Origin of the sequence: Cryobacterium psychrophilum (genome assembly GCF_004365915.1) — a bacterium.
In the GTDB taxonomy this organism is placed as follows: Bacteria; Actinomycetota; Actinomycetes; order Actinomycetales; family Microbacteriaceae; genus Cryobacterium; species Cryobacterium psychrophilum.
Genome location: NZ_SODI01000001.1, coordinates 2,169,116 through 2,188,869 on the forward strand (window position 1 = coordinate 2,169,116; position 19,754 = coordinate 2,188,869).

The 19,754-nt window shown below is 60.8% G+C and carries 21 protein-coding genes and 1 tRNA gene; 12 read left to right on the forward strand and 10 right to left on the reverse strand.

What is annotated here, in order from left to right; translation table 11 throughout:
• The first annotated feature begins 14 nt into the window (after positions 1-14).
• Together EDD25_RS10165 and EDD25_RS10170 are read left to right on the forward strand one after the other, a co-directional pair.
• The gene (locus tag EDD25_RS10165; RefSeq protein WP_134173173.1) at positions 15-518 is read left to right on the forward strand and encodes a helix-turn-helix domain-containing protein; all 504 of its coding nucleotides are present in this window, start codon (positions 15-17) and stop codon (positions 516-518) included.
• A 51-nt stretch (positions 519-569) separates the two neighbouring features.
• A complete protein-coding gene (locus tag EDD25_RS10170) occupies positions 570-965 on the forward strand; it encodes a hypothetical protein (RefSeq protein WP_134173174.1) in 396 nt (131 codons plus the stop codon).
• A 236-nt stretch (positions 966-1,201) separates the two neighbouring features.
• Here the strand turns inward: EDD25_RS10170 and EDD25_RS10175 are convergent, their stop codons facing one another.
• From EDD25_RS10175 to EDD25_RS10190, 4 genes are all read right to left on the reverse strand, one after another.
• The gene (locus EDD25_RS10175) at positions 1,202-1,390 is read right to left on the reverse strand and encodes a hypothetical protein (RefSeq protein WP_134173175.1); all 189 of its coding nucleotides are present in this window, start codon (positions 1,388-1,390) and stop codon (positions 1,202-1,204) included.
• Between the two features lie 155 nt (positions 1,391-1,545).
• Positions 1,546-2,151: a hypothetical protein gene (locus tag EDD25_RS10180; protein WP_134173176.1), complete on the reverse strand. Its 606-nt coding sequence runs from the start codon at positions 2,149-2,151 to the stop codon at positions 1,546-1,548.
• A gap of 326 nt (positions 2,152-2,477) precedes the next feature.
• A complete protein-coding gene (locus EDD25_RS10185; protein WP_134173177.1) occupies positions 2,478-3,116 on the reverse strand; it encodes a cell envelope integrity TolA family protein in 639 nt (212 codons plus the stop codon).
• Positions 3,117-3,441: 325 nt separating this feature from the next.
• Complete coding sequence (locus EDD25_RS10190; protein ID WP_134173178.1) at positions 3,442-3,855, reverse strand: DUF2510 domain-containing protein; 414 nt, start codon at positions 3,853-3,855, stop codon at positions 3,442-3,444.
• 112 nt (positions 3,856-3,967) lie between these two features.
• Between EDD25_RS10190 and EDD25_RS10195 the strand changes: the two genes are divergently transcribed.
• The 5 genes from EDD25_RS10195 to EDD25_RS10215 are packed head-to-tail and all read left to right on the forward strand — an operon-like array spanning position 3,968 to position 11,143.
• Positions 3,968-5,947, forward strand: a complete 1,980-nt coding sequence (locus EDD25_RS10195; protein WP_134173179.1) for a type I restriction-modification system subunit M — start codon at positions 3,968-3,970, stop codon at positions 5,945-5,947.
• Positions 5,944-7,233: a restriction endonuclease subunit S gene (locus EDD25_RS10200; RefSeq protein ID WP_134173180.1), complete on the forward strand. Its 1,290-nt coding sequence runs from the start codon at positions 5,944-5,946 to the stop codon at positions 7,231-7,233. Before EDD25_RS10195 ends, EDD25_RS10200 begins: the two co-directional genes overlap by 4 nt.
• The gene (locus tag EDD25_RS10205) at positions 7,233-10,310 is read left to right on the forward strand and encodes a type I restriction endonuclease subunit R (RefSeq protein WP_134173181.1); all 3,078 of its coding nucleotides are present in this window, start codon (positions 7,233-7,235) and stop codon (positions 10,308-10,310) included. Before EDD25_RS10200 ends, EDD25_RS10205 begins: the two co-directional genes overlap by 1 nt.
• Entirely contained in the window at positions 10,310-10,915 is a 606-nt protein-coding gene (locus tag EDD25_RS10210; RefSeq protein WP_134173182.1) for a hypothetical protein, read from the forward strand. The genes EDD25_RS10205 and EDD25_RS10210 overlap by 1 nt, the downstream gene beginning before the upstream one ends.
• Positions 10,916-10,927: 12 nt before the next feature.
• Positions 10,928-11,143 carry a hypothetical protein gene (locus EDD25_RS10215; protein WP_134173183.1) on the forward strand — a complete coding sequence of 72 codons (216 nt, stop codon included), beginning with the start codon at positions 10,928-10,930 and terminating at the stop codon, positions 11,141-11,143.
• 129 nt (positions 11,144-11,272) lie between these two features.
• Here the strand turns inward: EDD25_RS10215 and EDD25_RS10220 are convergent, their stop codons facing one another.
• Positions 11,273-11,464 (reverse strand): hypothetical protein, encoded by a 192-nt coding sequence (locus tag EDD25_RS10220; RefSeq protein WP_134173184.1) that lies wholly within the window; start codon positions 11,462-11,464, stop codon positions 11,273-11,275.
• Positions 11,465-12,076: 612 nt separating this feature from the next.
• Here EDD25_RS10220 and EDD25_RS10225 point away from each other — a divergent pair.
• Positions 12,077-12,769: a Panacea domain-containing protein gene (locus EDD25_RS10225; RefSeq protein ID WP_134173185.1), complete on the forward strand. Its 693-nt coding sequence runs from the start codon at positions 12,077-12,079 to the stop codon at positions 12,767-12,769.
• Positions 12,762-13,445: a hypothetical protein gene (locus tag EDD25_RS10230; RefSeq protein ID WP_134173186.1), complete on the forward strand. Its 684-nt coding sequence runs from the start codon at positions 12,762-12,764 to the stop codon at positions 13,443-13,445. The genes EDD25_RS10225 and EDD25_RS10230 overlap by 8 nt, the downstream gene beginning before the upstream one ends.
• Before the next feature lie 66 nt (positions 13,446-13,511).
• Here the strand turns inward: EDD25_RS10230 and EDD25_RS17540 are convergent, their stop codons facing one another.
• Positions 13,512-13,685, reverse strand: coding sequence for a hypothetical protein (locus tag EDD25_RS17540; RefSeq protein WP_166671264.1), 174 nt, complete (start codon positions 13,683-13,685; stop codon positions 13,512-13,514).
• Between the two features lie 328 nt (positions 13,686-14,013).
• Here EDD25_RS17540 and EDD25_RS10235 point away from each other — a divergent pair, with 328 nt between their 5' ends.
• Positions 14,014-15,111 carry a hypothetical protein gene (locus tag EDD25_RS10235; protein WP_166671265.1) on the forward strand — a complete coding sequence of 366 codons (1,098 nt, stop codon included), beginning with the start codon at positions 14,014-14,016 and terminating at the stop codon, positions 15,109-15,111.
• Positions 15,112-15,424: 313 nt separating this feature from the next.
• On the opposite strand, the gene EDD25_RS10240 is transcribed toward EDD25_RS10235, so the two are convergent.
• Complete coding sequence (locus EDD25_RS10240) at positions 15,425-15,682, reverse strand: AmiS/UreI family transporter (protein WP_134173188.1); 258 nt, start codon at positions 15,680-15,682, stop codon at positions 15,425-15,427.
• Positions 15,683-16,056: 374 nt separating this feature from the next.
• Between EDD25_RS10240 and EDD25_RS10245 the strand changes: the two genes are divergently transcribed.
• A complete protein-coding gene (locus EDD25_RS10245) occupies positions 16,057-16,671 on the forward strand; it encodes a hypothetical protein (protein ID WP_134173189.1) in 615 nt (204 codons plus the stop codon).
• Positions 16,672-16,718: 47 nt separating this feature from the next.
• Here EDD25_RS10245 and EDD25_RS10250 read toward each other — a convergent pair whose 3' ends face one another.
• Positions 16,719-17,483: a GntR family transcriptional regulator gene (locus tag EDD25_RS10250; protein WP_134175352.1), complete on the reverse strand. Its 765-nt coding sequence runs from the start codon at positions 17,481-17,483 to the stop codon at positions 16,719-16,721.
• A 506-nt stretch (positions 17,484-17,989) separates the two neighbouring features.
• A complete protein-coding gene (locus EDD25_RS10255; protein WP_134173190.1) occupies positions 17,990-18,724 on the reverse strand; it encodes a flavodoxin family protein in 735 nt (244 codons plus the stop codon).
• Between the two features lie 148 nt (positions 18,725-18,872).
• Here EDD25_RS10255 and EDD25_RS10260 point away from each other — a divergent pair.
• Positions 18,873-18,945: transfer RNA gene (locus EDD25_RS10260), tRNA-Arg, on the forward strand.
• A gap of 430 nt (positions 18,946-19,375) precedes the next feature.
• On the opposite strand, the gene EDD25_RS10265 is transcribed toward EDD25_RS10260, so the two are convergent.
• Positions 19,376-19,753: a MarR family winged helix-turn-helix transcriptional regulator gene (locus tag EDD25_RS10265; RefSeq protein ID WP_134175354.1), complete on the reverse strand. Its 378-nt coding sequence runs from the start codon at positions 19,751-19,753 to the stop codon at positions 19,376-19,378.
• Between the last annotated feature and the right edge of the window lies 1 nt (position 19,754).

A 19,754-nucleotide genomic window follows, 5' to 3' on the forward strand; every position in this document is an offset into this window, starting at 1 on the left:
TGCAAGATCAGAACATGAACGACATCCTCCCCGGCGACGAGCGCAACACGAGACAGGCACGACACCCTATGGACGTGACTGACGGCCCTGCGGCAACGTCGGCGACTTCACCGCAACTCGCGCGTAGCCTTCTGGCAACAGAGAACGTGTGGCACCAGATGGAAGTCGAGTTCGGGCTGTTGACCGGTCGTGAAGTTGCCGAACTTCTGGGGGTGCCACCAGCGACTCGAGACTGGGTCTCGTCACGTTGGCAGGCAGGCAAGATCATCGCCGTTCGACGCGGGAAGTCCTATCGGTACCCGGGGTTTCAATTCGATCGGGATCTTCAGATAGTGCTGCCCATTTGCGAGTCCCTGCTCGAGATGGCCCGCGCCAACGACTGGTCCAATGAAAGTTTGAGCCTGTGGATGCTGGGTCCGTCGACGTCGTTCGCCAAGGAAGATCGGCCGGTGGACAATTTACTGGACCCGGGGGCGGTACTGGCTGCCGCGAAAATGGAAATGGAAGCGGAATGGTGATGCGGAGAGGCGATCTGTCCGGGGGAGCGCGCGTCTCGGGACCTTGTCCCCATGACTGACCCGACAGGCGAGAAATTTGCGTTGCCATCGACAACGATCACGCAGCGCGACTTGGTCTTTCCGGCGCGCGGCGCCAACCCGGACCTGCTGCCGGCGTACGCCGTAATCCCCGAGCAGTATCGGAAGCCGGAGTCGTCGGGCGATCCCGACGCGCTGAAATGGGCCACGTTCCAAACCCTGTGGTTCTTTCATGGCTTGCCGGCCACCCTGCAGCTCTACGCGCGGCCCGGCATCAACCCGCGGCAGGCCTTCGATCACCTCCGCGTGGTACACGGCTGCTACGGGTCACGGCATGAGCACAAGGCCGCAGCGGTCGCCTGGCTGGCCTCCCGCTGGTTTTCCGGCTATGACTTCGACGGTGCGGCCGGGCCGGACGACATCCCGTAGCCGCCCTCGGCCTCGTTGCGGTCGGGCCGCTTCCCGGCGCACCCGCCTCCCGGCGCACCCGCCTGGGGAAAACGCTGGCGAGTCCATCCCCGGGGGGATGCCGTGTGAGGAGGGCAGCGGCGTCTTGACGTAATAGGCCATTATCGGTCGGTTGCACCGGGCTGGAGGTGCCGATCGGGGCCCAGACGGGGGAGCGTCCGGCCGGGCACGGGGGCGTGGGACGCGGACCTGATCGGTCAGCGGCTGCGGAATCGACGCCGCACCACGTCGGCCTGCTCAGGCACGAGGTGCCAGCCCATACCCTTCTGGGCCTCGGTGCGCCACGACTGCGTCCGGAGCCAGCGCCGGATCGCCTTCCCGCCGTCACCGTGCCCGAGCTCGCGGGCAAGTTCGGGCGGGGTGATCGTGTCGGTTGGTGCAGTCATACGTCAATCCTAGGTTTGCGTCCTCGGGCAGCCTCGTTGAGTGTGCGCCCCACGCAGGACGGCGGAACTCCAGGACTCGATTGCGTGGCTGTTGTCGGAGGGGGTTGAGACGATCAGCTCCTGTGCCACAGCGCAGCTTTCCAGATCGATTTGAGCTAGTTATAGATCGCAATGAGGCTCGGGTCGGTCAGCTCGATCTGAGCCACACCTTCGTACAATGTGATCTGGCCGGAAGTGCACAGGGTCACTCCACCGTCAATCGACTCAAGACTGCCGACGTCCCACACCACGATCTGAAAGCGTTCCGGGTCGGGGTAGTCGCGTCCGAGGTTGAGGAAGACGTCGTCTCCAGAGTTGCCGCCGCCGGCGAGCGGGCCGCAGACGCGCTGTGTCGTCCCGGCGTAGTCCACGGCCTGGTTCCATGGGATCCCGCCGCCAGGCTGCGTTTCCGCGGCCGGGGCAATTGGTAGGGGGGCTGGAGCAGCAGGCGCTGGCTCACCTTGGTGCACCCAGTTTCCGTTGTCGTCCTCGACGCAACCGAGCTCTGCCGCCTTCTGTTGGGCAAGGCCGGCCGGTGCGGCGACGAGCGCCCCGCATGCCGTGGCAGGATCCACGGGCGATGACGCTTCGGTCAGCGTCTCAGCCGCCGTGGGCTCATCGTAGGAGTATGAACCCGAGCTGCAACCGGTGAACAGAAGTATCGAAGACAGGGTCGTGGCTGCCGCAAGAGCTGCGATGGGCCTGCGAGGTGATCGAAGCATGGCCAAAGACTAGGGCATCACAGGCGCGCACCGGAGAGGGCCGACCGGTGGCGCGGTCAGCCCAGCGACCGCGCCTTGAGCACCTGCTGGCGCAGAGCCCCGCCGATCCCAGCCCTGCTCCGTGGCGACAGCTATCTCGGTCTGAGCGGGCCCGGCGCACCACAGCAACACGTCGGGTTTTCTGCCAAAACGGAGGGCCCCAACTATTCTTTGAAAAAAACAGGCAGATGAATTTCAAAGGCCCCAACATAACGACGGCATGAAAATCGGGCCGATTCACGCCTATCAGGTCCGTGAATCCACTTGTCGAGAAGTTTCGAAACGCCCTAGCCCCTGCCCAATCCATAGGTCCACGATTCGTTGTCCCAGTCAGCACGGGCGTTGTAGTAAAACCCGGTCGATGTGCCATCTTCGTTTTCGGCATTTGACGCAAAGCATTCGAAGAGCATGGACCTAATGCTGATGTCATCGATCGAAATTCCGCCCGTTGTCGTACACCGGACGGAAAGTATCGGACCCTCGATAATGCCATCGGCGGCGTGCCCGTCGGCCATCTCTTTCACACTGGCTTCGATATCAGAAACTGCTGCCGCTCGATTGTCTCGTCGCCGCTCGAGATCGGCTTCACCGGCCTTCGCCTTGGCGGCGACACGCTCATCCTCTTGTTTTTGAGCTAGTTCTTCTGCCGCAATTTTTTGTGTTTCAGCAAGCTCTGCTGCTGCAATTTCCTGATTGTGCGAAGCGATAGCGACGATTGCCCCACCAATACCGGACAGCACGATGACTGCAGCGAGAACAATGATCGACACTCTCGTGCGCGTTTTCAGCGCCTTGAACTTCTTGATAGGCCCGCTTTTCCGCTGGGCGGCGGGTGGATGGTTTGGTGAATCATGCCACTCCGAGCCATCCCAAAATCTTTCGTGACCATCCGGTCCTGTGTAGAAACCATTAGGCAAGTCAGTCATCGTTCCCCCATTTTTATCTCAGCACCCCAATACCTTCAGGATGGAATAATTACGACAAAGAGCCTTGTCAGAAATTTGCGCGAATCGTCAAATCGTTCGCTCAAACTTTGGGTTTCCTCGCGAACGTGTCCCGCTTGAACTCCGTGGTCCGTCCCCAGAACCGGCAGCGGTTCAGCACATTGAAGGCATCTTTTTACGAACCGTACAAGTGACGTCCGAGATCGAGGGGTGCAGGTGCGCGACGCTGGCACAGCCAAAAACCATCCAAATCTCTGGAAACGGTCATGACCCGGCGCAGGTTTCGCCCCGCAACCTCCACGCGCCCTCACAGCTTCGCGTTAGCCTCGTCCACGTATTGACGGATGCAGCACAGGTCGACGATGAACCAGATGACCGCTGCGATCAGCATGACGACGCCAACACCAACGCCCGTGAGCGCCCACCCGCCCCAATACAGGGCGAGGAACCCGATGGCTGGCCCGATGCGGCCCAGATAAAAGTTGTGCGCCGAGACCCCGCCCAAAAGCCAAATGAACAGGTACGCGATCCCGGTTGTCTTCTCGCCGGGTCGTGCACTCACGTAGACGACCTGCGGCGGCGCGCCCGGCGCGGCGACTTTGGGCGTGGAATGTTTCGTCCAACCGGAGCCATCCCACCACCGGATCAAAGTCGCATTGTCTGGGCTCGTGTACCAACCCGCTGGTGGCAGTTGCGGCGTCGCCGCTATTTCATTACTCATCGTTCCCCCGTTGATTCGATCTCAGAGGACCGCCCGCGCCGCGACTGTCAGGCTCAATGTCGCTCGTCGCCAATAGGCTGAACCTAACACGTAATTGGGGAGCTTCACAAACATGGCTGAGAACAACAACGGGGCATTCATCTGGTCGATCGCGAACCTGCTGCGCGGCACCTACAAACAATCCGATTACGGCAAGATCGTTCTTCCCTTCACGATCCTGCGTCGCCTCGACGCCGTGCTGGATCCTACGAAGGATGCCGTTCTCTCCGAGTTCGAAAAGCGCAAGAACGGCAATATCCCGGTCGAAAAGCTTCTCCCGGCGGTCTCCAAGCACGACTTCTATAACACCAGCCTGTATACCTTCGAGAAGCTCACTGGCGATCCCGCCAACGTGCGAGCGAACCTGCTCAACTACATCGAAGGTTTCTCCGCCAACGTGCGGGACATTTTCGACCGGTATGACTTCCCAGCGCAGATCGCCAAGCTCGACGAGAACGGCCTGCTTTACCTCGTCGTTCAGAAGTTCGCCGGCGTCGACCTGCACCCCGACCGGGTCAGCAATACCGAGATGGGCCTCATCTTCGAGGAACTTATCCGCAGATTCGCTGAGTCCTCCAACGAAACCGCCGGGGAACACTTCACCCCACGCGAAGTCGTACGCCTCATCGTCAGCCTCCTCTTCACCGAGCACCCCGACGAAGACCCCAACAAATCACTCAGCGTGCCCGGCGCGGTCCGCACCGTTTACGACCCCACCGCGGGCACAGGCGGGATGCTCAGCGTCGCCGACGACTACGTGCGCGACCACTACCCGCAAGCGTCCCTCACCCTTGTGGGCCAGGAACTAAACGCTGAGTCCTTTGCCATCGCCAAAGCCGACATGGTTATCAAAGGCCAGGCCATCGACAACATCATCTGGGGAGACACGCTCACCGACGACGGCCACCTCGGGAAGACCTTCGACTACGGCATCAGTAACCCGCCCTTCGGCGTCGAGTGGAAGAAACAGCAGACGTTCGTTCAGAAGGAATACGACCAGCGCGGATTTGACGGCCGTTTTGGACCCGGCCTCCCACGCGTCTCCGACGGTTCGCTGCTCTTCCTCCTACACCTGGTGAAAAAGATGCGCCCGAAAGCCGAAGGCGGTGGCCGGGTCGGCATCGTGCTGAACGGCAGCCCGCTTTTCACCGGCGGGGCAGGTTCGGGCGAGTCCAATATTCGTAAGTACGTGATCGAGAATGATCTCCTTGACGCCATCATCGCGATGCCCACCGACCTGTTCTACAACACCGGCATCGCCACGTACATCTGGATCCTCGACAACGACAAACCCGCCAGCCGCAAAGGCAAGATCCAACTCATCGACGCCACGGGCCAGTGGGTCAAAATGCGTAAGAGCCTCGGCTCCAAACGCCGCCTCATAAGCCCCGAACAGATCAAAGACATCGTGCAGCTCTACGGCACCCACGGCGAAGAAGCCGCATCGATGAGTACCGACGCCTCGAAGATCTTCGCGACCGCCGACTTTGGCTACACCACCATCACTGTCGAGCGACCCCAGCAGTTTAACTGGGCAGTCACCCCGGAACGCTTGGCGCTCGCGCTCGCCGGCAAGAACATCGCCGCTATGGCCGAGCAGATCGAGCTCGCGCTCCTACATCTCAGTACCGCTCGGGAGATCAAAACGGATGTCGCCGTCTTCACCACCGGCATAAAGAAGGCTCTCGCCGGTGCCGGCGTCACCCTCACCACTCCACAGTTGCAGGCCCTTGTCGCGGGGCTCGCGGAGCGCGACGAGACCGCGCCGGTAGTCACCGACAGCAAAGGCAAGCCAGTGCCCGACACCAACCTGAGAGACACGGAAAACGTGCCACTCACCGAGGACGTCGACGCCTACATCCAACGCGAAATCGCCCCGCACGTGGAGCACTTCTGGGTTGACCGCATCAAGGACAAGATCGGGTACGAGATCCCTTTCACCCGACACTTCTACAAGTACGTACCACCTCGGTCCCTTGAGGAAATCGACGCGGATCTCAACAAATTGGTGCAGGAAATCACAGTCCTACTTGGGGACGCTGAGCGGGCATGAGCGTTGAGGTGGCTTCCCCTTGGCGTTCAATCCCATTGGGCCGCGTCTGTTCGCTAAACGACGACGTTTTGTCTGAGTCCACAGATGCGAATCTGGAGATCGACTACATAGAGATTTCGGATGTTGACCTCGCTGAAGGCGTCAAGAATTCGACGACGCTCCGCTTCGGGGATGCACCTTCTCGAGCACGTCGAATCATCCGAACTGGGGATGTGTTGGTCTCTACGGTCCGCACTTACCTGCGCGCCATTGGCGCGGTAACAGCACAGCATTCTGGGGCAGTTGCGTCCACCGGTTTCGCAGTCCTACGGCCCCGCAAGATCCGTCCGAACTATCTCGCGTACGTGGTCCATTCGGAAGCATTCGTTGGCGAGGTGATCTCACGCTCGGTCGGAGTTAGCTATCCCGCCATCAACGCCGTTGACATGCTCAAGATTCACGTCGACGTCCCGTCCGAGTCCGAGCAGAGGCAGATTGCGGAGTATCTGGATCGGGAGACTGGGCAGATTGACGCGCTCATCACCAAGCAGGAAAAGCTGGTCGAAACGCTGATCGAACGCCGCCAAGCCGCGGTCACCCACGCTGTCACCCGTGGCCTCGACCCCAACGTCGAATTGCGAGACTCGGGCATAGACCTCTTGGAGAGGATCCCCAAGCATTGGCGTGTCGCTCAACTCAAACGTCACCTCTTTAAGATCGAACAGGGGGTGAGTCCTGAGGCATCGGCAGAGCTTGCTGACGGGAATTCATGGGGCGTGTTAAAGGCCGGATGCGTAAATCGCGGAATCTTCTCGGACGTTGAACACAAGAAACTCCCCGACGATTTTGCATTCAAACCCGCACTCGCTGTCCACGTCGGCGACTTACTCGTGAATCGGGCGAGCGGAAGTCCGTCACTGGTCGGATCTGCTGCGATAGTCCGTGATCTTCGCTACAAAGTAATTCTCTCCGACAAGATTTTTAGACTTCTCGTCAGACCGGCAACAAGCAGCGCGTTCCTGGAACTTGTATTTCAATCAGCGCTATACAGAACGCAAGTGTTGCAATCGATCAGTGGCGCCGAGGGTCTCGCGAATAACTTACCCTCTTCGGCCTTGAAGAGGTTTTGGATACCCACACCGCCACTGGCAGAGCAAAACGAAATTGTGGCGCACCTGGATGTTGAGACCAAGAGAATTGACGTTCTAGTCAACAAATCGCGCCAGGTTGTTCACGTTCTGAAGGAACGGCGGCAGGCGCTGATTAGTGCAGCGGTCACGGGGAAGATTGATGTGAGGGGGCTCTGATGGGGCAGCACAACGAAAAGCCGTTCGAAGAGGAACTGGCCTTGTACTTGGAGTCGCAGGGGTGGTTGTACTCGCTGAGCAGTGCCGGGTATGACAAGGAACGAGCGCTGTTCCCGGAGGACGTGTTCGGGTGGCTGGCCGATACGCAGCCCGACGCTTTGGCGAAGGTCGTGAAGCCGGCGGATGCCGCATCCGTTCAGCATAAGTCGCGCGACGCGCTGCTCGACCGGCTGGTGAAGTCGCTCGACGCGCCGTTCGACAGTGTTGGCGGCGTGCAGGGTGGCACTCTGTCGGTGCTCCGGCGTGGGTTCAAGATCACGCCGGTGTCGTTACGTATGGCGCAATTCAAGCCCGCGGACGGGTTGAACCCGGCGACGACGGACGACTACGCCCGGATGCGCCTCCGGGTGATGCGGCAGGTGTTCTATTCCACCGCGAACAAGAAGAGCATCGACTTGGTCTTCTTTGTGAACGGCCTGCCAGTTGCGACGTTGGAGTTGAAGACGGACTTCACGCAGAGCGTGCAGGATGCGATTGCGCAGTATCGCACCGACCGCAACCCCAAGGGCGAGCCTCTACTCTCCTTCGGCCACCGGGCGCTGGTGCATTTTGCGGTGTCGAATTCCGAAGTGTTCATGACCACGCATCTGCGCGGTCAGGACACGTTCTTCCTGCCGTTCAACAAGGGCAACGACGGCAAGGCCGGCAACCCGGTGAACCCGAACGGGTCAGCGACGGCGTACCTGTGGGAGCGGGTCTTTCAGAAGGACGCGTGGCTGGGCATCCTGGGCCAGTTCATGCACCTTCAAGTGGAGAAGACCATTGACCCGGTGACCGGGGTCGTCGAGAAGACGGAAACACTGTTGTTCCCGCGGTTCCAGCAGTGGGAGTCGGTGACGAAGCTCATCGAGGCTGCCCGGGCCGAGGGACCGGGTCATCGGTATCTGATCCAGCACTCTGCCGGGTCGGGCAAGACCAACTCGATCGCGTGGACCGCGCATCAGCTGTCGACTCTGCACGGAGCTGATGGCAGCAAGGTATTCAATTCGGTGATTGTGGTCACCGACCGTACGGTGCTTGACACCCAGTTGCAGGATGCGATCAAGCAGATTGACGCGAAGACCGGCGTGGTCGTCGGTATCGACGGCAAGGCTGCCGGGTCAAAGTCGTCCAGGCTCGCGGAGGCGCTCACCAAGGGCGCGCAGATTATCGTCGTCACCATCCAGACGTTCCCATTCGCGATGGCCGAACTGGCCAAACTCGAGGGCACCCTCGCCGGCCGCAACTTCGCGATCATTGCGGATGAGGCCCACTCGTCGCAAACGGGAACTACCTCGAACAAGGTGAAGTCAGTTCTCAATGCCGAGGAGCTCAAGGATCTCTCCGACGGCGGCGAAATCGACATGGAGTCGCTGCTCGCGGCCGACATGGAGAACCGTGCGAACGCGTCGAACATCTCCTACTTTGCCTACACTGCAACGCCGAAGGCGAAGACCCTGGAACTGTTCGGCCGTGTCCCCGAGGGCGGGGAGCTACCGCAGGCGTTCCACCTGTACACGATGCAGCAGGCCATCGAGGAGGGGTTCATTCTCGACGTACTGCGCAATTACACCCCGTACAAGGTCGCGTTCAAGCTCGCCCACAACGGTCAGGAGTACGACTCCGAGGGGCCGCTGGTCGAGAAGACGCAGGCGGTGAAAGAGCTTATGCAGTGGGTGCGGCTGCATGAGTTCAATATCACCCAGAAGGCCGCGCTCATCATCGAGCACTTCCGCGAGAACGTTGGCTGGCGGCTTAACGGTAAGGCCAAGGCGATGGTCGTCACCGGCTCCCGCAAGGAGGCTGTGCGCTACAAGCTTGCCTTCGACGAGTACCTGAAACGCACGGGCCACGTGGATGTGCGCGCCCTCGTCGCCTTCTCCGGTGAAGTGTTGGACGAGGCATTGAGTACCGACGCGTTCACGGAGATCAACATGAATCCCGGGCTCAAGGGCCGGTCGCTGCCGGAAGCATTCAAGACCGACGCCTTCCAGGTCATGCTCGTCGCCAACAAGTTCCAGACCGGGTTCGACCAGCCGCTGCTCGTGGCCATGTACGTCGACAAGAAGCTCTCGGGCGTTACCGCCGTGCAAACTCTGTCGCGGTTGAACCGCATGGCCAAGGGCAAGGACACCACGTTCGTGCTCGACTTCGTGAATGATCCCGAGGTCATCCGCGAGTCTTTCGACCCGTACTTCAAGGAGGCGAAGCTGTCGGCGGTGTCTGACCCGAACATCGTGCACGACATCAAAGACAAGCTCGATGCCCTGCACATCTACGAGGAATACGAGGTTGACGCCGCTGCATCCGTTGAGGTGTTCAAGAAAGGCAACAACGCCCTCACCGCCGCCGTGGCACCGGGCAAGGACCGCTTCAACAAACGCTACGACGCGGCCGTTCTCGACGGTGACGGCGTCGAAGTCGATCGATTGGACCTCTTTCGTGGAGACCTGACCGCGTTCGTCAACGCCTACGACTTCTTGTCGCAGATCATCAACTACGAAGACACGTCGGTGGAGAAGCACGCCATCTACTACCGGGCGCTCGCACGCGTGATCCGGGAAGACAACCGGCGCAGCCCGATCGACCTGGCCGGCGTTGAACTGATCGGCTACGGCATCAAGAAGCACGAGATGCAGAGCATCAGCCTCGATGACGGTGTGCTGGACCCGATGACGGCGTCTGGGTCGAAGAAACCCGTGGATCCCGTGCTCGCCCGGCTGTTCGAGGCGGTCAACCAGCTCAACCAGCTGTTCGACGGCGACGGGCTCACGGATGCCGACATGATGGGCTTCTACGCTCACGTCAAGGGCAAGGCCGGTGAGAACGCAAAGATCACTACCCAGATCGCCGCGAACACCGAGCAACAGTTCCTGTCCAGCCCCGACCTGGGCAGCACCGTCACCAACGCGATCGTCACCTCGGGCACTAATTTCGAGTCGATGGTATCGGAGGCTTTGAACAGCGATGTGAAGCTCGCGAAGATCATCGAACTGATTGGGCGGGCGCTATACCGCGACGGTAAGGAAGCTGCATAGTGGACTGGACGGCGATTGCTGCGGCGATCAGTGCTGTAGCGGTGGTCGTGTCCCTCGTCATATTCACTGTTGAAAGTCGGCGTCGTGCCGCGGAGGCGCGAACGGCCGCCACCCACGACGCAATCTCACGCGTACTCCAAACGATGGAGAGCGCCGTTCGATGGCAACAGAAGCCCGTGTTCATAAGGATGTTCGCAAATCCGGAGCTCGACTACGCCCTCGCCGTGCTGAGACTTCGACATGAGCTACCGAATGAGGAATCGCCGGTCGCGCAGTGGACGATGTCCCAAGCGCAACTCATGATGGCTGCGACATCGGATCGCGGATCACGCGACATAGGCGTGCAGGTGGCGAGCAAGCTCGTCGAGTGGGGTCAGGGAGCGGTCCCGGATGAGTGGTTCCTGACGGAATTGCAGTTGCATCCACCCCAGGCACAATTCAAGGTGCCGCGCGAGCGGCGGCGGCGCCGTTCTCTGTCGCGGGCGAAGGGAGGCTTCATAGAGGGCACAGCGATTGGGCTGGTCGTCTTACTCTTCCAAGGGCTGAAAGCACTCTGGAAACTGTCAAGTAGAAGTCAGTCAGGGCAAAGCAATGGGGCGGCATGACAAGCTTCCGGTATGAAGAATGAACTCACCGCGGCTGAGGCAGCAGAAATCGTCGGCAAATCGGCCAAGCACTTTCGTGCCACGCTCCGGGTGATGAAAGCTGATGGCGACCTGGACCCGGAGGGCGCGTGGCAAGAACCGGCCAAGGCGAACGGCATCTGGAAGATCCGTCGCGTCTACCTGACTGTGATTGCGGCTGATCGAGGTTGGACTGTAGAGCAGGGCTAGGCCGATCTCTCAGGCGTCCGCCGTTGGCCGCCGAGATGCTGACGTCAACGCCAAGCCGGCTTAGCTGTTCATAATGCGGGGGGAGCTTCGACGCTCTAGTGTCCAGCCTGACGAGGCTCGAGCGACACGCTACTTGGGAGGGCTCAGCGCGGCGATCAGGGCGCCCCAGAGAAAAAAGAAGCTCAGGACAGCGCACCAAACCATGACGTATAGGACCGGCAATCCGAAGTGGGGTTCGATGGCGGAGACGACAGCCATGGCAAAGAATGCGACTATCGCCGCCACGAAGCTCCAACCGGACAGCCGAAATAGAGGCACCATCCACCGATGATGCGCTCTCTTCGGCAGGTTCGACGCTGCATTCAGCAACACGCCGGCGCCGACAATGCCAGCCCCAAGCCCTCCGCGTCGTCGCCCCATAAGTGCAGGCTAACGCACGGATCAACGGAGCTAGCTTTGTCACATCCCAGGCTCTCCGCCAAACCATTGCCGGGAGAAATGAGGTCGGGTGGGCCGGGAGCAGAACGCGCCCCGGACTGGGGGCCCAAGACGGACCGGGGCGCGGAGCCTCTCGGCTACGCTCGATTCCGGGCGCCGCCCCACTTTCTCCGCCATCGCGGAGGTGTCCCGAAAAAGACAATTACGGTTGCGCAAGCGATCGCAGTACCCGGGGCGGCGCCCATCTGTGCCCGCGGACCCCGCGACGGGGTCGTGGCTCGTGACATATGGGTCGTGATCGGCCGTTCGCGAATCCACTCCGGCCTAATCGGCACCAACTTGATTAGAGTTCGTGTGCATGTCTGGGCTGGCGTCGATCTCCGCTCGGCAACGGACGCTAAACGCGGGCTGTTCGTTACCAGCTCAAGCGGCATTGTGAGTAGAATCGAGTATATTCACTGTGTATAACTATGTGAATAACCTTGTGGAGTACGTGTGGATAAGCGCTTGGGGGGCGAGATGTCAGGGACTAGTACCGTTCCAGCCGCGACTGTCGCCGCCAAGTTCCTCGAGATTTCAAATGAGGAGGGCGTTCCTGTCTCCAATCTGAAGCTCCAAAAACTGGTGTGCCTTACTCAGAGCCTGAGCCTCTTCCGGCTCGGCAGACCCGCGTTCCGAGAGGACGTTCAAGCGTGGGTCAACGGCCCCGTGGTGAAACCTTTGTACGGCTTATACAAGAAGTATGGAGATGGGCCGATCACCGTGGCAGACAGGGGTCGATTCAGCCACCAATCGGTATCTTCGCACCTGCGAGAGTCAATCGATGAAGTGTGGCGAATCGCTGGACCCCTCTCCGCGGCCAGTCTTTGGACGCTTACTCACTCCGTTGGACCGTGGGAGGCCTTCTTCAAGCCGCGTGTATCGAATATCGTCATTCCCACGCAGGACATTGCCGTCGCCTGGCCGCAATACAAGCGCAAGGCGAAACAGCTTCGTGGCCTGCGCGAACCTGCTTTGTCGCTTGAGGACGCATACGAAATGATCGTCTCCAACGGGACAGATGCCAATGCAGAGCCCGCTGACGCGCCAGTCATCGGTTCGGGTCAGTTCGGGTATCGCACGGCCGCGGACTATAACTACGCGATGACGACCTTCACGCCGACGCGCGCGCGCGCCAAAGGTGCCTAGGCCGGATACGAATCAGGACCCCGGCAAGATCCTGGTCGTATTCGACGTCAACATCTATCTGGATGTGGCTCGGGTGCTGGGCGAACCGTTCTCGTGGGAGAAGCTCATCGCCTTCGCCGTTGAGGCCTCCAAGTCGCCAGTTCCGCACCCTTCGGACCCCGCTTTTGACAGCGTCCGCGCACTGGTCAGCGTAACTCCCGGTGTGCATCCCGATGGGCGCAGGCTGGAAGTGTGGACAAGTGATCATGTCGACCGGCTTGTAGCGTTCAAAGCGAGCCAGCCCAACAACAGGCACCTAGACGATGAGGACCGCGGGCTTGGCTGGTCCGTTGGGGGTGCCCGAGACTTGCTTGAGGACCTTGTTGGCGACTTAGTTTGGGACAAGACCGAAGGTGGAACCGTCGGAGATGTGCAAATTTCATACGGAACTCCTCCACTGAGCCACGAGGACGGATGCGTATACGCCACAGTCCGCGACGCCGGTATCGAAGGCCAGTATTACGAGAGATTCTGCATCACCAGGGACAAGGAATTCCTCAGCGCGGCATTGCCTGGCGACGTCTCGGTCCAACACCCTGCAACCTGGTTGGCGTCGATCCGGAGAGCTAGTCGAACTCGGCTGATGCCCGTGCCCCGCTTTGCTGAGAATTCGGAAGTGTCCGCAGCCGGCGTGTAGCTCCAGGCCTTTGAAATTCAAGGGAGGTCCTGCCGAGGTCAAGCGCTCCGTTGCACTTTGGACAAGTCAGTCCATATTTACGACATGATCGTATGCATCATTGGTGGCGTCCGTGAAGTAGCCGGCGTTACCGGTCTCGGCTTCGTGGATTGCACGGGCGACGGATTCTGGGTCGAACGGGACAGGGAGGCCGCTCTTGACCCAGCCCCAGTACGGGTGCTTGTCCAGGAAGGAGTCCACTTTTCCAATCGTTCCCAGGATCGTGTGCGCATCCCCCAATGCCAGCCCCGATCTCCACAAGTAGTGGTCCCCACTGAGTCGCCCTTCGCGCGTGACAAGGCTGAAACGGCCAGGGGTGTTAACGCCGGGCCAAAACAGGGCCAATAGGCCCCGTTCTTCATGGCCCTTGACACGTCATGCCGTCGAGGTGCTCGTGACAAGTGCGGCCACCCGGCGGAGTGGTATTGGAATTGCCCTCAGCGAGATTCCGACGGAAGCGTTCGTAGCTCTCTCCAATCTGGAACGACATTGGTCGACCGGGGCACAGCCAGCAAAAGTGCGACGGCTAATGCAAACCCTAAACAATGCCGCCTCGGGCATTTGGACCGATGATGTCAAACTGGCGGTCTCTAGGGCGTCCGCATTGATTACCTTTTCCAACTTTCCCGTTGGCCTTCTGACACTTCCAGGTGACACGTCGCCGCTCGCCTATCGGCTACCTGTTACGCACCGTCCACTCGCGCCCCTCACCGCGGCGTTGCGCTACGAGTTCGGGCCGACCCCAAGAATCGATCTCTCCAGCGGGTTCCGAGTTCTCGTCGCCGAGTGTGTGGGCCCGGACGATCCTGTCGGTCGACTCTCTCGATCAGGCTGGGATATGGCAGAGGAAATGCTGAAATCGTCACCATCGAAGGTCATCATGACCAGAGTAGACGTCGACTCCGCGGCCGAGCTGGACGCGGCGATTGATAGTCACGAGCCTGACGTGCTTGTGATCAGTGCCCACGGCGCAGAGGTTGACGGTGTAGCCGGCTTGCGCGTAGGAAAGGACTTTTACGCTGGAAGTCGTCAGCGACCCTGGCCGCCAGTTGTCATCTTGAGCGCTTGCCGTGTGGCGCCGAGAGGAGCGGGTGGGCCGAATATCGCGGACAGGATTCTTGAACAGGGCGCCGTGGCGGTTCTTGCGACCCACGTGGAAGTGGATGTCAGGCACAATGCCCTGCTCTGTCTTCGGCTGTTCCTTTACATGGCCCTAGCTATTGAGGGCGCAGAACCGGAAGAGGACTTACTCTCGGTCTGGCATCGAGTACAGGGATCCAGTCCGATTGCAGACGTGATGAATGGCATCGGGCCACTCGAGCGTTGGATGCAAACAGTTGGTTCGGCGGGTGTGCCACGTTTTGTGCAGTTCATGACAGAAGCGACTCGCGGTCGCCTCCGCCGAAATCATGCGTTCGACGATACCGAGCGCTTTCTTATCGAGTTGGCAGCTGAGACTGGCGACAGCGCCATACTGCGGCAGTGGCTGTCGAGTCCGGGCTACCTGCCCGAGTCGGCCTTCTACTCGATGGCAGGGCTCCCTGAGAACGTGCTCTTGAAGAGTAGACCGGTTCTTTCGCTACCCCCTTTGCCGCGGCCACGAGCCGTTGCTAGCGGCAGCGCTTAAGGGCGCCTTCTGGCCAGGCGGTAGCTGGTTAGACGGCGCTGGTTTGTCGTGCGGAGGATTATTCGCACACGGGCGGAGGATGTGCTGGTATCGGCTCGTAATGCACCCAGTCAGGTCAAGGGCGTCCGAGTTCTAGGAACAACCCGCACAATTCAACCCTCTCTTGTCCCTGTGTTCTTCAGGGATAGAGAGGGGTTTGTCGTTTGCCTTCCGCCGCCGACCACGCGCAGGCGTCACCGGCTAGTTGTGGGCGGCTGACTGTTATTTCAGACGCTCCCGCGTCGACGTCGATACGTGTTTCATTGCCATGCGCTCAGTTCGCCACCAGGCGGCGATCCCAGAGGCCAGCGGGACGTGACCGTGAGTGCTCTGCTGAGGTGCAGCCCGCAGCGCCGAACACGACGCCCAGGTCATCGGGGAATTGAAGGATGATGATTGTCGGGAAAACATCTTGCATCGTGCCGACAAAGAAATTGAGAATGGCAGTTGATTTTCCAGGGATGACCCCGAGGAGCATCAGTCCATTTATTACGAGAATGGCACCGACATGCAACAATCCCCGACTGCTCATGATCGCTCCAGTGCGTGAACAGAAACTCTTGCGGGACACAAGCTTTGCCGACCGGCGCTATCTTCAGGAGAAACACGACGGCGACCAGTGCTCGAAGCCACGCTCCTGCAAAGCAGAGATAAGCGATTTGATCAAGTTATTAAAGAGTTTTGACCAATCCAGTTGGTGAGCTGCGATCCCCAGGGCAGGGGGCGGCGCGGAAGCCGAGGAACCTACAGCCGACGTGATTGCCCGCGTGACGCTTCATCAGGTCTCTGCGACGGGGTGACCCGCGCAGGTTCTCGCGCACCACGGCGACGGGAGCAACGGGAGCTGTCACGTCAAGTGGTCATCGGCGCTGTAAAATCAGAGGCACACAGGGAGGTGGTGTCGCAATGCGTCGAAGTCGTTCGAGTCGACGCATCGTCGCCCCGCCCGAGAAGCCGAGAGTCGACGTGCCTTCCGTCGACCGGATGGCCGACGAGGGCTTCCTCATCGCCCTCTCGGCCGTGCGCATGGCCGTCAAGAACGACATCATCATCGGCGCGCTGCGGGATCACATCGATTACGACCCTGCGCGGTATGCCGCGACCGCGCGAGACGAGCTGGGCCTGCTCGCCCGGCAGAACGAGGAATACGCTGAACGGGTCGGCGGCATGAGGAAAGAAGTCGGCAAGAACCGATGGGGCTTTGATCTCACCGAAGATCAACGTGGAGACCTGGCCCAGTACTCCCTACGCCTGCAGGTGCACAAACGACTCACCCTTGCCCTGGATACCGAGGCCGCCGACGAAGATCACGTTGCTCACCTGGTGGAACGCGCCCAGCGGGAGGCGAGCGAGGAAATACGTGACGCGGTGTCGACCAGACTGATTTCGCTTGCGATCGATCCCCGTGAGGCCGAGTATGCGGAGCGGCGCGCGGACCGGCTGGACATGTTCCTGCTCGTGGACCTCGCCCTGCTCAAGGCCTCGCACGCGGAGTCAAATCCTGGCCATAGCGACTACTAGCGCGCGTTCCGCCGTGTACTCATGCCGTGCCGGTGACCGTTGACGGCCTACTTTTCGACGAGGGTGACTTCGAAGGAATAGAGGTCAGGGCGGTAGCAGTGATGACCAAATTCGACGGCTCGGCCCGAGTTGTCAAAGGCCGTGCGATCCATCGTGAGCAGTGCGGCGTTCTTCTCCACGTCGAGCAGCCCGGCCTCCTCGGGCGTGGACTTTCGGGCGCTGATCCGCTGACGGGCCACCCTGAGAGTGATCCCGCGTGCCCGCATCACCTGGTACAGCCCGTAGGTCACGAGATCGTCGGGTGCGATGGTGAGGAACTCCTCCGGGAGCCAATTCTCCATTACGGCCACGGGTACGTCGTCAGCAAGCCGCAGCCGGCGAATGTGCAGCGTGGGCGTCCCCAGCACGACGGAGAGCTTTTCGGCGACGGTGTCATCGGCCGCCACGCTCTCGAAGGTCAACAAATGGGTTGAAGGCGTCTTCATGGTGTTGGTGAGGTCGTCGTGGAGGCTCGTCAGCTCCACCTTGCGCGTGACCTGACCGTGCACGACCTGCGTTCCGATGCCGCGCCGACGCACCAGGAGCCCCTTGTCCACGATGTCCTGGATGGCGCGGCGAACGGTGGGTCGACTCAGACCGAGACGTTGAGCGAGGCCGACCTCATTCTCGAGCCGTGACCCCACCGGCAATTCTCCATTGAGGATGGCCTTCTCGATGCGCTGGGACACCTGGAAATAGAGCGGGATGGGACCGGATCGTTCCAGGTCCATGAACAGTCCCATGGGGAGAACTTTCTCTTCGCTCTCGGCCATCGCGCACCCCGCTTTCCACTCGTTCGCTTTGGCAAGTTGTTGTGACATTATCATTGCTGCGTGACTCTGGCGCCTCCTCGGTGCGCAACTTTTTCAGAACAGTGGAGTACGGTCGCCTGTACAGGGAGATTGTCATCTCCGTTCCAGCGCAGGAATCCTTGAGAGAGGTACGACAGATGTCTGACACACCGCACCCGAAACCGCACGATCCCCGGCCACATGCGCCTCAAGCGCCCACTCCCGTGCCTGCTCCCGATTCCCCGGATTCTTCCTCGGCCCAGTAGAACCTTTCGCACCCGCGCGGGCGGGCAGGGCCTCGGTGCTGCCCGCCCGCAATTCTGGTGCGCTGTCTGCGATCTGTTGGGAACCGAGGCCAGGATTCCTGCCACACGGCGCGCCGCTCGCCCGCGCTGATGAACGGTTTTCGGCCGCCGAAATCGACGGCAGCGCGTTTCGTCGGCCGCCCGGGTACGCGTCACGCATGACGTCGTGCGCGGGCTGCTCGGTTACCTCGAATCCGGGTTGGGCGCGAAGCCGAATCGCTCGCCGCGGTCCCAGCTCTGGCGCAGGTTGCCCCACGCGGGAATTCCCCCGTTGGCCTGCAGTATTGATGCGAGATGCATGAGATTCCAACTCATGAACGTGGTGTTGCGATTCGTGAAGTCATTTTCCGAACCCGCGGATACCGATTCGAGATAGCTCGGTCCCGGCCCGATTTCGCCCAGCCACCCCGCATCCGCTGCCGGGGGAATGGCGTAACCGATGTGCTGAAGGCTATAGAGCAGGTTGGAACTGCAGTGCTTCACTCCGTCTTCGTTGCCGGTGATGATGGCTCCGCCGACCTTGCCGTAGTACACGTATTGGCCCTTGGCGTTGAACTGGCCCGACATGGCATACAGGCGTTCGACGACGCGCTTGGTGACCGACGCGTTGTCGCCGAGCCAGATGGGGCCGGCCAGGACGAGGATATCGGCCGCGAGAACGGTTTCAAACAGGGCGGGCCAGGCGTCGCTCGCCCAGCCGTGCGCGGTCATGTCCGGGTACACGCCGGTGGCAATGTCGTGGTCGATCGCGCGGATCACGTCGACGTGCACGCCTTGACCGCGCATGATGTGCGCGCTGAGGTCGATGATCCCTTGCGTGTTACTGGTCTCCGGGCTTCGCTTGAGCGTGCAATTGATGAACAGGGCACGGAGGGAGGAGTAATCGAATGACGTTTCAACAGCAATCGGCGAGGCCATGGGGCCAGTAAAGCACCGGCTGGTTGCATCGGCTAGGGCCCGTGGCGAGGCAGATCTTCTGCGCCGGAGCGGCAGTGGGCAAGACGGGGCACAAAATGCTGGTATAGTTTTCAAGTTGCCACCGAGCGTTTCGTTCGGAAGCAACTCGGCGCCCGTAGCTCAGCGGATAGAGCAATTGACTACGGATCAATAGGTCGGGGGTTCAAATCCCTCCGGGCGCACCGGGAAAAGCCCCGCAGTCCTTGTGATTGCGGGGTTTTTTTGGTTTAAGTAATGGCCGAGGGGCCGGCCCCTCGGCCTGCTGTTCGCAGAGGCCGCCGAGACCCCGAGCGCGGCCACGTGCTCGGCGGCACAGTTGCGCCCGTCGTGAGGGGGCTTCCCTGCCCCGATGAGGCCGGCTTGTGAGCGGAGCCAGCCGGGAACGTTGTCGACGATGTCGCCCGAGCGGGCGTTCGGGGGGGACGAGCTCAGGTAGCATGGAAATAGGTGAGATTCTCTTACCTTTCCCGCAATGCGACACCGCCATCGCAGGGGGTCAAAATTTTCTCGCCGGGCTTCGTTCGGAGGTGCGGTGAGGAAGGCGTTCCCGCAAGGGAGCGCCTCGGTGGGGCGGGGGGTAGGGCCTTCGTCCCGCTGCCCCTCTTCAAGCGGTCAGTTTGCCTTGCGGCTACGCAGTCGATCACACAATGCGGTGAGCTCGAGGAGTTCGTCCGTGTTCAAAGTGTCACCAATGCGATCGGCGATTGTGTCCATGTGGGCCACGGCGACGCGCCTGAAGAGAGCCAGGCCGTCCTCGGTGAGCTGCACGATGGCGCCTCGCCCGTCTTCCGGGTCGGTGAGCTTGCGGACGTAGCCTCGAGAGACGAGGCGGTCCACCAGTCGACTCACGCTCGGCTGGGTGAGCAGCACGTGGCTGTTGAGTTCCCGCAACCGGATGCAGCGATCGGGCTGCCTGGACAGGTTGAACAACACGTCGTACTCGTTCAGGGAAATGTCTCGCGACGGAAAATCCGCGGCGAGGCTGCGCATG